The sequence below is a fragment of the Bradyrhizobium sp. 2TAF24 genome (assembly GCF_052115025.1).
Lineage (GTDB): Bacteria > Pseudomonadota > Alphaproteobacteria > Rhizobiales > Xanthobacteraceae > Bradyrhizobium_A.
The window spans coordinates 186346-198870 of sequence record NZ_JBFRFW010000002.1 but is presented as its reverse complement, the minus strand read 5'-3'; the positions used below and the strand labels follow the sequence as shown (position 1 = coordinate 198870).

Annotated in this window: 17 protein-coding genes; all 17 read left to right on the top strand. The window is 64.0% G+C overall.

The window, feature by feature from the left end; all coding sequences use genetic code 11:
- Positions 1 to 27: 27 nt before the first annotated feature.
- The 17 genes from motA to AB4Z37_RS04145 all read left to right on the top strand — a co-directional run bounded on the left by motA (position 28) and on the right by AB4Z37_RS04145 (position 12437).
- Positions 28 to 933 (top strand): flagellar motor stator protein MotA, encoded by a 906-nt coding sequence (gene motA, locus AB4Z37_RS04225; protein WP_441515434.1) that lies wholly within the window; start codon positions 28 to 30, stop codon positions 931 to 933.
- Between the two features lie 17 nt (positions 934 to 950).
- Positions 951 to 1865, top strand: coding sequence for a flagellar motor switch protein FliM (locus AB4Z37_RS04220; RefSeq protein WP_441515433.1), 915 nt, complete (start codon positions 951 to 953; stop codon positions 1863 to 1865).
- Positions 1846 to 2133, top strand: a complete 288-nt coding sequence (locus AB4Z37_RS04215) for a hypothetical protein (protein WP_441515432.1) — start codon at positions 1846 to 1848, stop codon at positions 2131 to 2133. Before AB4Z37_RS04220 ends, AB4Z37_RS04215 begins: the two co-directional genes overlap by 20 nt.
- A 45-nt stretch (positions 2134 to 2178) precedes the next feature.
- The gene (fliN, locus tag AB4Z37_RS04210; protein ID WP_441515431.1) at positions 2179 to 2577 is read left to right on the top strand and encodes a flagellar motor switch protein FliN; all 399 of its coding nucleotides are present in this window, start codon (positions 2179 to 2181) and stop codon (positions 2575 to 2577) included.
- Positions 2578 to 2605: 28 nt separating this feature from the next.
- Entirely contained in the window at positions 2606 to 3640 is a 1035-nt protein-coding gene (locus AB4Z37_RS04205) for a flagellar motor switch protein FliG (protein WP_441515430.1), read from the top strand.
- 12 nt (positions 3641 to 3652) lie between these two features.
- Positions 3653 to 4729 carry a flagellar biosynthesis protein FlhB gene (flhB, locus tag AB4Z37_RS04200; protein ID WP_441515429.1) on the top strand — a complete coding sequence of 359 codons (1077 nt, stop codon included), beginning with the start codon at positions 3653 to 3655 and terminating at the stop codon, positions 4727 to 4729.
- Positions 4730 to 5099: 370 nt separating this feature from the next.
- Complete coding sequence (flgB, locus tag AB4Z37_RS04195; RefSeq protein WP_441515428.1) at positions 5100 to 5477, top strand: flagellar basal body rod protein FlgB; 378 nt, start codon at positions 5100 to 5102, stop codon at positions 5475 to 5477.
- Positions 5478 to 5493: 16 nt separating this feature from the next.
- Positions 5494 to 5913, top strand: coding sequence for a flagellar basal body rod protein FlgC (gene flgC, locus AB4Z37_RS04190; RefSeq protein ID WP_441515427.1), 420 nt, complete (start codon positions 5494 to 5496; stop codon positions 5911 to 5913).
- A 3-nt stretch (positions 5914 to 5916) separates the two neighbouring features.
- Complete coding sequence (locus AB4Z37_RS04185) at positions 5917 to 6246, top strand: flagellar hook-basal body complex protein FliE (RefSeq protein ID WP_441515426.1); 330 nt, start codon at positions 5917 to 5919, stop codon at positions 6244 to 6246.
- A 12-nt stretch (positions 6247 to 6258) separates the two neighbouring features.
- Positions 6259 to 7047 carry a flagellar basal-body rod protein FlgG gene (flgG, locus tag AB4Z37_RS04180; RefSeq protein WP_441515425.1) on the top strand — a complete coding sequence of 263 codons (789 nt, stop codon included), beginning with the start codon at positions 6259 to 6261 and terminating at the stop codon, positions 7045 to 7047.
- A 20-nt stretch (positions 7048 to 7067) separates the two neighbouring features.
- A complete protein-coding gene (gene flgA / locus AB4Z37_RS04175) occupies positions 7068 to 7547 on the top strand; it encodes a flagellar basal body P-ring formation chaperone FlgA (protein ID WP_441515424.1) in 480 nt (159 codons plus the stop codon).
- Positions 7547 to 8644: a flagellar basal body P-ring protein FlgI gene (gene flgI, locus AB4Z37_RS04170; RefSeq protein ID WP_441515768.1), complete on the top strand. Its 1098-nt coding sequence runs from the start codon at positions 7547 to 7549 to the stop codon at positions 8642 to 8644. Before flgA ends, flgI begins: the two co-directional genes overlap by 1 nt.
- A gap of 99 nt (positions 8645 to 8743) precedes the next feature.
- A complete protein-coding gene (locus AB4Z37_RS04165) occupies positions 8744 to 9397 on the top strand; it encodes a MotE family protein (RefSeq protein ID WP_441515423.1) in 654 nt (217 codons plus the stop codon).
- Positions 9394 to 10089, top strand: coding sequence for a flagellar basal body L-ring protein FlgH (gene flgH / locus AB4Z37_RS04160; protein WP_441515422.1), 696 nt, complete (start codon positions 9394 to 9396; stop codon positions 10087 to 10089). The genes AB4Z37_RS04165 and flgH overlap by 4 nt, the downstream gene beginning before the upstream one ends.
- A gap of 13 nt (positions 10090 to 10102) precedes the next feature.
- Entirely contained in the window at positions 10103 to 10585 is a 483-nt protein-coding gene (locus tag AB4Z37_RS04155) for a flagellar basal body-associated FliL family protein (protein WP_441515421.1), read from the top strand.
- Entirely contained in the window at positions 10582 to 11316 is a 735-nt protein-coding gene (fliP, locus tag AB4Z37_RS04150; protein ID WP_441515420.1) for a flagellar type III secretion system pore protein FliP, read from the top strand. The genes AB4Z37_RS04155 and fliP overlap by 4 nt, the downstream gene beginning before the upstream one ends.
- Positions 11317 to 11495: 179 nt before the next feature.
- Positions 11496 to 12437: a flagellin N-terminal helical domain-containing protein gene (locus tag AB4Z37_RS04145; protein WP_441515419.1), complete on the top strand. Its 942-nt coding sequence runs from the start codon at positions 11496 to 11498 to the stop codon at positions 12435 to 12437.
- Positions 12438 to 12525 lie beyond the last annotated feature (88 nt).

The window sequence follows — 12525 nt, the reverse complement described above, 5'->3', positions numbered from 1 at the left end:
TCAAGGGTTTGATTCGGAGCGGCCGGCTTGAGCATTCTTTTTGGCGTGATCGTCACGATCGCCAGCCTGTTGGGCGGCTTCGTGGCGCTCGGTGGGCACATCAGCGTGATCTGGCAGCCGTGGGAGTTCGTGATCATTGCCGGCATGGCCGCCGGCACCTTCATCGTGGCCAATCCGTGGAAGGTGGTGGTCGATACCGGCGTCGCCATCATGCAGGCGCTGACCGTCGCGGTGCCGAAGCAGCGCCACTACCTCGACCTGCTTGGCTTGCTGCATGCGCTGATGCGCGAAGTGCGCAACAAGGGCCGCAACGAGGTCGAGGCGCATATCGACGATCCGGCTTCGTCGGAGATATTCCAGAACTTTCCGACAGTACTCGCCAATGATTCGCTGACGCACTTCGTTTGCGACTATTTCCGCTTGATCGTCATGGGCAGCGCCCGTCCGCACGAGATCGAGGCGCTTATGGACGAGGAGATCGAGACCATCGTCCGCAGCAAGATGAAACCTTATCATTCGCTGATGGCGGTGGCGGAAGGCTTGCCGGCGCTCGGCATCGTTGCGGCAGTGCTCGGTGTCATCAAGGCGATGGGCGCGCTGGATCAGTCGCCCAAACTGCTCGGCGGGTTGATCGGCGCGGCGCTGGTCGGCACCTTCGCCGGCATTTTTCTGTCCTATGGCCTGGTCGCGCCGCTCGCCACCAAGGTCAAGATGGTCAGGGAGCAGCAGAGCCGCCTCTACATCATCGTCAAGCAGGCGCTACTGGCGTTCATGAACGGTGCCTTGCCGCAGATCGCCATTGAGCATGGCCGCAAGATGATCGGCCCGAGCGAGCGGCCGTCGATCGACGTTGTCGAAAGCGAGACCATCCCGGGCGCTGCCAAGCCGGGCGCGGCCGAGCCGGCTGCCAAGGTTGCGGGAGCGAAAGCCTAGTGTTGGAGGATAAGTCCATGCGGGATCAGGCGCCGGACCAGCTGCTCGGCGCGGCGGGTATTTCGGTCGAGCGCATGCCGATGCTGCATGTGATCTTCGACCAGATGACCAACCTCTGTGCAGAGAGCCTGCGGTCGATGTCGCCGTCGCAGTCATACTTCTCGCTGACCGGTGTCGGCAGCAGCCGGATGTCGGAAATTCTCGACAGCTACGAGTCGGAGGCGATCGTCGCGGTGTTCTACGCCCAGGCGTGGGATGGTCGCATCCTGATCGGCTTCGATCGCGATTTCATCTACACGATGGTCGAACTGCTGTTCGGCGCCGATGGTGCCGAGCCGCCGCTCGATATGCCCAGGGTATTTTCCAATGTCGAGCTGAAGGTCGCGGAGGCGCTGTTCGAGCGCTTCGGCAGGGCGCTGCAGTCGTCGTTCTCGCGTGCGACGGAGGTCAAGTTCGAGCTTGAGCGCGTCGAGACGCGGATGGACTATCTCGCGATCGGCCGGCTCAACAACATGGCGGTCTATGCCAAGGTCCTGGTGCAGGGGCTCGATCGCGGCGGCGAGATGTTCGTCGTCATCCCGCACTCGGTGCTCAATCCGCTGCGCCAGTCGCTGTCGCAGATCGTGTCCGGCGAATCCGTCTCGACCGATCCGAACTGGAGCCGGCAACTGCACAGCGAGATCCAGCGCACCGAGGTGGTGCTGCGCGCCGTGCTTGAGGAGCGCTCGCTCAGTCTTGGCGAGGTTGCGAATTTTCATGTCGGCCAGGTGATCAAGCTCAATGCCACGCCGGATACCCTGGTGCGGCTGGAGTGCAACAATCAGCGCCTGTTCTGGTGCCAGATGGGGCAGCTCAATGGCGCCTACTCGCTGCAGGTGAAGGAAACGGCCGACCAAAAGCGGGAATTCATCGATGGCATCCTATCTCGTTGACCTGGTCCTTGTGATCGCGCTCCTCGTCACCAGCATCCGCGTGACACGGATGCATCGCGAACTGGTGCTGCTGCGCGCCGGGCAGGGCGATTTCGCCGCAGTACTCGACAAGACCAATGAGGCCGTCGACGACATGGTGCTGATGATGCGTGAGTTCAACGCCGAGGGGAAGCAACTGGTTCATGTCCTCGGCAGCAAGATCGACGAGGCGCGCAAGGCGGTCACGGACATCGAGGCCCTTGGCGAGGCCTCGCGTCGGCAAACCTGACGCGATCAGGTCGCCGGTCACAAGAAACCAGAATAAGCAGGTGAGATGATGCAGCCGTTCGAAACAGACACCAATGCCTCCCAGACCCTGGGGACGACGGAGACGCACAAGCTGGGCGCCGCCTCCTTCGGCAAGCTCGCGGACCTCGCCGCGCGCGCCGTGGAGGAGACCAATCGGATCACCAACCTCGATCCGATCCTGCGCATTCCAGTCACGGTTCAGGTGCTGCTGGGCTCGGCGACCATGCCGGTCGCGGACCTCATGAAGCTTGGGCGCGGCGCCGTCATTCCGCTCGACCATCGCGTTGGCGAGCCGGTCGAAGTGGTGGTCAACGGTCGTATCGTCGCCCGTGGCGCGGTCGTGGTGGTCGAGGACGAGAACTCGCGGTTCGGCGTCTCGCTCACGGAGATCGTCGGCGGCGCGTCCGGGGATGTCGAAGCGTAACGACAGCGAAGCTTAAAGGGCTCTCCGGATGGCGTTCAATGCACCCGCCAAGCGCGGCACGGAAGTTCGGCCGCTGCGCGGGACCGAGAAGGTCGCCGCGCTGCTGCTGGCGATGGGTCGGGAGCTGTCCGGCGGCGTCCTGAAGGAGTTCGATGCCGAGGAGATCCGCCTTGTCACCCGCGCGGCGGCGGATCTGAAGCCCGTGTCGGGTCCCGAGCTCGAGGCGATCATCGAGGAGTTCGCCCTGCACTTTACGTCGGGGCCCAACATTTTCGGCACGGTCAACGAGCTGGAAAAGCTGCTCAACGGCGTGCTGCCGCCCGACCAGGTGACGGACATCATTTCCGAGGTGCTCGGCAACAAGACCAAGTCGGTGTGGGAGCGGATCTCGTCGGTCTCCGAGAGCCTGCTCGCCAACTACCTGCTCAAGGAACATCCGCAGACGGCGGCCCTGATCCTGTCGCGGGTCAAGCCGGCGTGCGCGGCGCGGGTGATGAGCCTGTTGCCGCCGGACATGCGCCACGGCCTGATGCGCCGCATGCTGAGCTTGAAGCCCGTGGTCGAGGAAGCGATGAGCGTCATCGAGAAGACGATGCACGAAGACTTCATGATCAACTTCGCGCGCAATCTCGCCTCCGACACCTATCCGCGCATGGCCGACATCATCAACAAGATGGAGCGTGCGCAGATGGAAGAGTCGCTCAAGAACTTGTCCGAATCGCGACCCAAGTCGGCGGAGATCCTCAAGGGAATGCTGTTTACGTTCGACGACATCGTCAACCTCACCGGCAAGGCGCGGATGGCGATCTTCGACCAGATCCCGACCGATCGTGTGGTAACGGCGCTGAAGGGCACCGATTCGAGTTTCCGCGAGCTCATCCTGTCGTCGCTGGCGTCGCGCACCCGTCGCCTCGTCGAACACGAAATGTCGAACGGCGTGCCGTCGAACCAGCGCGAGATCCTCGACGCCCGACGGGCGATCACCGACCTTGCGCTGGAAATGGCCGGGCGCGGCGAGATCGAGCTCAACCCGGACCAGGAAGACCAGCAGGTCTTCACGTAACGACGGCCCGCCATGTCCGAGGGGCCCGACAAGGAAAGCAAAACCGAAGAGCCGACCGAGAAGAAGATCCGCGACTCCGTCGAGAAGGGCAAGGTCCCGGTCTCGCGTGAAGCGTCGGTCTTCGCCACGATGGTCGCATTGCTTATCGTCCAGAGCTTCCTCGCCGCCGACAGCGCGCGAAATCTCGGACTAACTCTGAGCCGGCTGATCGACGACCCCTCCGGTTACCGCATTCGCAACGGTGCGGATGCGGTCGAGTTCCTGATGGCGATCGGTGGTGTTTCCGCCCGTCTGGTACTGCCGATGGTGATCGTGCTTGCGGTTGCGGGGCTGGCGTCGTCGTTCCTGCAGAACGCGCCGCGTGTCGTGTTCGAGCGAATCAAGCCGCAGGGGTCGCGAATCTCGATCGCCCAGGGCTGGACGCGGATTTTTGGCGCTCAGGGGCGCGTCGAGTTCGGCAAGTCTGTTTTCAAGTTTCTTGCCATTGGTGTCGTCGTGACGATCGCCTTGCGGGCAGAGGAGGCCGCGGCCGTGAATGCATTGTTCAGCGACCCGGCCACCGTTCCGGAGATGATCCTGACCATAGCGATGCGGCTGGTGTCGGCCGTCAGCATCGCCACCATCGTGCTGGTGGCGCTCGACCTCGTCTGGGCACGGTTCAGCTGGCGGCGCGACCTGCGCATGACGCGGCAGGAGCTCAAGGACGAGTTCAAGCAGGCCGAGGGCGATCCACTGGTCAAGTCGCGGCTGCGCTCGCTCGCCCGCGACCGCGCGCGCAAGACGATGCTGGCCGCGGTGCCGCGCGCGACACTGGTGATCGCCAACCCGACACACTACGCGATCGCACTCAAATATCAGCATGGTGAGGATGTCGCGCCGACCGTCTTGGCGAAGGGGCAGGATCTCATCGCGCTGAAAATCAGGGAACTCGCCGAGCAGAACAACGTGCCGGTGGTGGAAGACAAGCTGCTGGCACGCTCGATGTATGACGCCGCGCAGGTGGACAAGATGATTCCGCACGAATTCTTCCGCCCGGTCGCGGAGATCATCTACTTCCTGCAGTCTCGCAAGCAGAAGGCGAAGGTGTAGGCGGAGCTGGCGTCATTGAGCGCACACAACGCCGGATCCGGCGGTCGCGCGCCATTGATACAGCGCGTCTTGCATTTCTCAGCGTCATCACCGGGCCGGCGCCAACGGGTCCGCGCAAAGCGCGGCCCGATGACAGGCTCCGCGCCGAGACCGGGTCATCCAGCTTCTACTTACTCTCGTCATGCTGCGGGCAAGCTGGATTGCCGGATCAAGTCCGGCAATGACGCAGTGGGCGTGTTCAGCTCCGAGCGACAGCAGATGCGCTGCGGAGATCGCGTGCGATGATCGCGCGCCTCACTACACCCGCACCAGCTTCGGGCAAGTTTTGCTTCTTATACGAGTGTTAACCATAATTCGTGACGAGGTTGCTGTGGGACCTGTCTACCTCTTCGATCTGGCTTCCTCTCACGCGAGCTGGCTGTCGCTGCGCCAGGCGACGATCGCATCGAACGTCGCCAACGCCAATACGCCGGGCTATCGCGCCAAGGATATCGAGCCGTTCGGCAAGATCCTCGACACCAAGGTGGTCGCTCTCGCGGCGACGTCTTCCATGCACATCTCGGGTGGGCCGTCGCTGCGTCCGCAGGGTACTCGCAAGGAGACCAGCTGGGAGGTCGTTCACTCCGGCAACTCCGTGAGCCTCGAGCAGGAGATGCTGAAAGCGGGCGACATCAACCGCGATTATTCGTTGAACACGGCGATCGTCAAATCGTTCCACCGCATGTTCATGACCAGCTCGAAAACCTGAAAGAAGGCGACAGGCGATGATCGATCCGCTGCAGGCGTCCGTTCAGATCGCGAGCTCCGGGCTCGAGGCGCAGTCGACGCGGCTGCGCGTGGTGTCCGAAAACCTCGCGAACGCCAATTCCACCGGCAAGACGCCGGGCGCCGAGCCTTATCGACGCAAGACCACCACCTTCACCGCCGAAATCGACCGTGCGGCGGGTGTTCCGGTCGTGAAGATCAAGGACGTCGGCGTCGATCGCGCGCCGTTCCGTGTCGACTATGAGCCGTCGCATCCGGCGGCCGACCAGAACGGTTACGTCAAGCTGCCGAACGTCAACATGCTGATCGAGATGGCGGACATGCGGGAAACCAATCGGTCGTACGAGGCCAATCTGCAGGTGGTCAAACAGGCGCGATCGATGGTCGCGATGACCATCGATCTGTTGAAGGGGGCATGAGCCATGGCGGTTGAAGCGATATCCTCGATCCTCTCGGGCGTAGGCGGCGTCGTCCAGTCCAGTGAGGTGACGCGATCGGCGCCGGTCATGGCGCAAGCGCCGCAAGCGCCGCAGCCGCTCGGCTTTGGCGGCGTACTGGAGCAGGTCGCGACCGAGGCGATCGGGACGATGAAGGCGGGCGAAGCGGCTTCGATCTCCTACATCCACGGCAAGGTCTCGGCACAGAAAGTCGTCGAGGCGGTGATGTCCGCCGAGCAGACGCTGCAGATGGCGGTGGCCGTACGCGACAAGGTTGTGCAGGCCTACCAGGAAGTCAGCCGGATGGCGATCTGAGGATTCACGCACATGAAAGCTCTTGCCATCGCAGCGACCGGAATGAGCGCGCAGCAGCTCAACGTCGAGGTCATCGCCAACAACATCGCCAACATCAATACCACGTCCTACAAGCGCTCGCGCGCCGAGTTCACCGACCTGTTCTATCAGGTCGACCGCATGCAGGGCGTGCCCAACCGTGCCGGTGAAGGTGCGGTGCCGGAAGGCGCCAAGCTCGGCCTCGGCGTCCGCTCGGTCGCGGTGCGCAAGCTGCATCTGCAGGGCACGCTGGCGCAGACCGGCAACACCTATGACCTTGCAGTCAACGGCCGCGGCTGGTTTCAGGTATCGGGGCCGAATGGTGAAGTGCTCTATACGCGCGCGGGGTCGTTCAACACCAATGCCGACCGGCAACTGGTGACGGCGGACGGCTACACCGTCGATCCGGTGATCATTGTGCCGCAGGGCACTGTGGAGGTCACCGTCAACGAATCCGGGCAGGTCTACGCCAAGCTCGACACCGAGATCGCGCCGCGCCAGATCGGCCAGCTCAATCTCGCCAATTTCGCCAACGAAGCCGGTCTCGATCCGCTTGGCGGCAACCTCTACAAGGAAACCCTGGCGTCGGGCGTTCCGGTGGTCGGCGTGCCTGGTGATCCCGGCTTCGGCAAGATCCGGCAGCACTATCTCGAGAGCTCGAACGTCGACCCGGTGAAGGAAATCACCGAGCTGATCTCGGCGCAGCGCTCGTATGAGATGAACTCGAAGGTGATCCAGGCAGCTGACGAGATGGCGTCGACAATCTCCAAGGGCCTCCGGTAGCAGCGCAGCGGAGAAGCGTCGTGACACGTGCCTTGCCCATGGTGGTTCGCCTTCTCGCGGCATCGCTGCTTGCGGGTACCGTCGTCTGCGGCCCCGCGGCCGCGGACGAAGCCGCGCACTTTGCGGTGCCGGCGACGGTGATCTATCCCGGCGACGTGATCCGCGAGGAGCTGATCATGGATCGCGCGTTCGCGCCGAACATGCCGGGTGCAGCTGCCTTCGTCAGCGACCGTGCGACGGTCATCGGCCGCACCGCACGGCGCACGCTGGTGGCGGGGCAGCCGATCCCGCTCAACGCCCTCGAGGATCAGAAGGTCGTGACGCGCGGTAGTGCCGTCAAGGTGGTGATCGAGGAGGATTCGCTGTCGATCGTCACCTATGCGTCGGCGCTGCAGTCGGGCAGCCCGGGTACGATGATCCAGCTGCGCAATCTCGACACCGGCGTCATCATCAGGGGTATCGTTCAGCCCGACGGCTCCGTGCGGATACAGAACGGATGATGCTGCGTCTTCTCTCGGCCGCCCTCCTGCTCCTGTCCGTCACGGCCGCGGATGCGGCGGTGCGGATCAAGGACATCGCCCACCTCAAGGGGGTGCGGGAGAACCAGATCATCGGCTACGGCCTCGTCGTCGGCCTCAAGGGGACTGGCGACACGCTGCGCAACGCGCCCTTCACCGAGCAATCCCTGCAGTCGATGCTCGACAACATGGGCATCAACATCCGCGGCACGTCGCTGCGCACGCGCAACGTCGCCGCCGTGGTCGTCACCGCCGACCTGCCGCCGTTCGTCGCCGGCGGCTCGCGCATCGACGTCGCGCTGTCGTCGCTCGGCGATGCTTCCTCGCTGATGGGAGGCACGCTGCTGATGACCCAGCTGCGCGGCGCCGATGGTGAGGTCTATGCGGTGGCGCAGGGCGCCATCGCGGTCGGCGGCTATTCGATTGAGGGCGCGGCGCAGACTGTCAGCCAGGGCGTTCCGACCTCCGGCCGTATTCCCAACGGCGGACTGATCGAGCGCGAGGTGCGCGGCCAGTTCAAGCAGATGGAAGCGCTGATTCTCGAACTGAAGAATCCCGATTTCGTCACCGCGACCCGCATCATCGACGCCATCAACCACTATGGTCACGGGCGATATCGCGCCAGCCTCGCTTTCGAGCGCGACTATCGCACGATCATCCTGTCGCGGCCGCGCTCGGTGTCGCCGGTGCGCTTCGTCGCCGAGATCGAGGAACTGATGGTCGAGCCGGACACGCCGGCGCGAGTCGTCATCGACGAGCGGACCGGAACGGTGGTGATCGGCCGCAACGTGCAGATTTCGACGGTCGCCGTTACGCATGGCAATCTGTCGGTGCGGATCACCGAAGCGCCCGTGGTGTCGCAGCCCGGTCCTTTCTCTCGGGGCCAGACAGTCGTGACGCCGCAGACCTTCATCGAGGCCAACGAGCCTGGCGCGCAGATCGCAATTCTGCGCGGCACAGATCTGCAGCGCCTGGTGCGCGGCCTCAACCAGATCGGCCTCAAGCCAACCGGCATCATCGCCATTCTGCAGGCGATCAAGGCGGCGGGTGCGCTGCAGGCCGATCTCGTGATCCAGTAATAGCCGCGCGTCAGCGCCGCGCAAGCCCCGCCGTGCAACGCTTGCGAGCGATTCGGTGCGAGAGAATGAATGATGAGGTTTGCAACGTTACGCGGGAGCATGCTCCTTCTCGGCTGTTGTGCGCTCTTCGCGCAAGTGGCTGTCGCCGAACCGGCGCAGAAGCCGTCTAAACCGCTCAATCTCGCGACCTTCGCCAAGACGCCGCGTGCGGCGCCGGTGCAGAGGGATGCCAGGCCGGAGGCGCCCGCTGCTGCGGCGCAGCCGGTGCTGCAGGCGCCGGCAACGACCGGGGCGATTGGCGGGACAGGCGCCACGCCGCCGGTGGCGGGGGATGGGGCCGAGCGACGCGGATCCGATGCTGCCGAGTTCTGCAGGAATATCACCGACGCGGCGCTCGACGCACGTGTTGCCTGGCAGCGTGAGCAGCTCGAGGCTACGGAAGCCAAGTTGCGCGAGCGCATTGCCGAGCTCGAGGCCAAGCGCGCCGAGTACGAGAAGTGGTTGAAGCTGCGCGAGGACTTTCTCAAGCGTGCCGAGGACAACGTGGTCGAGATCTATTCCGGCATGGCGCCGGACGCGGCCGCGTCGCAGATCGCGAGCATGGCCGACGACACCGCGGCCGCCGTGCTGGCCAAGCTCAAGGTGCGCAGCGCCAGCGCGATCCTCAACGAGATGGAACCAGGGCGCGCGGCCCATCTCGCCGACACCTTGGCCGGGATGCGGCGCCCCGACGACGGGAAGACCGGGAAATGAAGACCCTGCGATTGCTATGCCTGCTGTTGCCGCTGGGCGGCTGCGCGAACCCCCTCACCGAGCTCAACCAGGCGCCCACCATGTCGCCGATCGGACAAGGCCTGCGTGTCGAGGCACGCGGCGTTCCCGTCGATCGGCCGGGGCGCTATGCCGCGGGCTATCAGTCGGTGTGGGATGATCGCAATGATCTCTACCGCGATCCGCGCGCCGGGCGCATCGGCGATCTCATCACCGTCACCATTTCCATGAACGACAAAGCCTCGCTCGACAACAAGTCGGATCGTTCGCGCGATTCACAGATCAAGTTCGGCGGCGACTATCTCGCCCAGATGTTCGGCTGGAGCCAGAAAGGCCAGGTCGATGCCAACATCAACTCGCAGACGTCGTCCAAGGGGGCTGGCAAGGTCGATCGCACCGAGGAGGTGAAGTTCTCGGTCGCGGCCGTCGTCATCGACCTGCTGCCGAACGGAAATCTGCTGATCAGCGGTTCGCAGGAAGTGCGGGTGAACTACGAGATGCGGGTCGTCAATATCGCCGGCATTGTCCGGCCGCGGGATATCGGTCGCAACAACACCATCGCCTACGACAAGGTCGGCGAGGCGCGGATTTCCTATGGCGGCCGTGGCCGGCTGATGGAGGTCCAGCAGCCGGGATGGGGCCACCAGCTCTACGACCAAGTCGCCCCATTCTAGCATGAGCCGGGCGATGGAACAGTCCGAGGGACGTGCGGCAATGGGCAGCGGGATGCAATGGCTGGTGGCGTTCCTGCTGCTTACGGTTGTCTCCGCCGCGGCGGGCTTGCTGTCGAGTTCGCATCTGCTCTCCACCGCGCAACGCGCCGCGGACGGCCACCCGGATGCGCCGGAGCGGTCCGCGGCCTCGGCCTACGGCGCGTCGGTCCGTTTCCGCAAGATCGCCCCGGTTATCACCAATCTGGCGGCGCCTTCGGGGGCCTGGATCCGCATGGAAGGCTCGGTCGTCACCGATCAGTTGAACGAAGAGGAGGCCAGCATTTTGGTCGCCAGGATCGGACAAGACATCGCGTCGTACCTGCGGACAGTCTCGGCGACGCAGATCGAGGGCGCACGTGGACTGCAGTACCTGCGCGAGGATCTCAACGAGAGGGCGGCGATCCGCTCGGGCGGCAAGGTGCGCGAACTCATCATCGAAACCCTGGTCGTCCAATGAAACGCCTCTGGCTCATCCTTCTGATCGTTCTCATGCCCACCGCGGCCGCAGCCCAGGTGCCGGACCTGTCCACGCTGATCCCGTCCGGCGGCGGTACCGCCAGCGGCCGTGTGGTCCAGATGGTCGCGCTGCTCACAGTGCTGTCGCTGGCGCCGGGCCTCCTGATCATGGTGACGAGCTTCACCCGCTTCGTCGTTGCACTGTCGTTCCTGCGCATGGGCATGGGATTGCAGACCACGCCGGCCAATCTCGTGATGATCAGCCTTGCGCTGTTCATGACCTTCTACGTCATGGCGCCGACATTCGATCGTGCCTGGAACAACGGCATCCAGCCGCTGATGAACAACGAGATTTCCGAGAAGGAGGCCTTTGCGCGAGTGACCGATCCATTTCGCGAGTTCATGCTGGCACATGTCCGCGAGAAGGATCTGCAGTCCTTCGAGAACCTTGCGCCCGAAGGGTTTCAGACGCGCTCCGACGGTCAGCGCATCGATCTGCGCGTGATCATTCCCGCATTCATGATCTCGGAGCTGCGGCGCGCATTCGAAATCGGCTTTCTGGTCATCATGCCATTCCTGGTGATCGATATGGTTGTCGCGACGCTGACAATGTCGATGGGCATGATGATGATGCCGCCGACGGTGTTCGCGCTGCCGTTCAAGGTGCTGTTCTTTGTGCTGATCGACGGCTGGAATCTGCTCACCGTCGGCCTGATGCGCTCATTCCTCTAGTAATCGGGGCCGCGCGACCGATTCAGTTTTAGGTAAGGTTCGCGTGCTACCAGCAATACACCACAGGTTGGGTCCTTCCCCTCACCCCCCTCGACCCAAAGGCATGATGCCGCCCTGTGGTACCGGTGAAAGCCCGGTATGTCCCGTGAACAAACACTCACACCATTAAGGGACATCCTATGTCTAGCTTGTTGACCAACAGCTCCGCCATGACCGCTCTGCAGACCCTGCGGACGGTGAGCACCAACATGGCGACCACGCAGAACCGCATCTCCACCGGCTACCGCGTCGCGACAGCGTCCGATAACTCGGCCTATTGGTCGATCGCCACCACCATGCGCTCGGACAACGAAGCGCTGTCGGCGGTGTCCGACGCCCTCGGTCTCGGCGCCGCGACCGTCGACACCATGTACACCGCGCTGACCTCGGTCGTCGGCGACAACAAGAGCGGCCTCACCGCGCTGAAGGCGAAGCTCGTCGCGGCCCGCGAGCCGGGCGTCGATCGCGGCAAGATCCAGGCCGAAGTCAAGGCGATCCAGGACGACCTCAAGAACACCTCTGACCTGGCGGTGTTCAACGGCGAGAACTGGCTGTCGGTCGACTCCTCCGTCGCCGGCTACAACGCCACCAAGTCGGTGGTGTCGTCGTTCTCGCGCGTTGCTGGCGCCGTGACGATCAAGACGATCGACGTCGACACCAGCAAGCTCAAGCTGTACGACAACGCCGGCGGCACCCCCGCGGGCATCATGGACAAGACGCGCACGGGCGCCGGCGGCACCACCGGCACGGTGGCGACGATCGACATCTCGACGCTGACCGATTCGACCGCTGACCAGAAGAAGCTCGACGATTACATCGGGATGGTCGACGCGGCGCTCGGCGACGTGACCCAGGCGTCCGCCAATCTCGGCGCGGTGAAGACCCGCATCGACTCGAACTCCAACTTCGTCAAGTCGCTGCGCGACGCCATCAGCCGCGGCGTCGGTCAGCTCGTCGACGCCGACATGAATGCCGAATCGACCCGCCTGCAGGCCCTCCAGGTCCAGCAGCAGCTCGGCATCCAGGCGCTGTCGATCGCCAACTCGGGCACGCAGAGCATTCTGTCGCTGTTCCGCGGCTAATCGCTTTCGCGATCACTGACATTGACGGCCGCGACCAGCCTGGTCGCGGCCGTCTTCGTTTTCCGCAGTGCGCAACCCTCGGACAAGC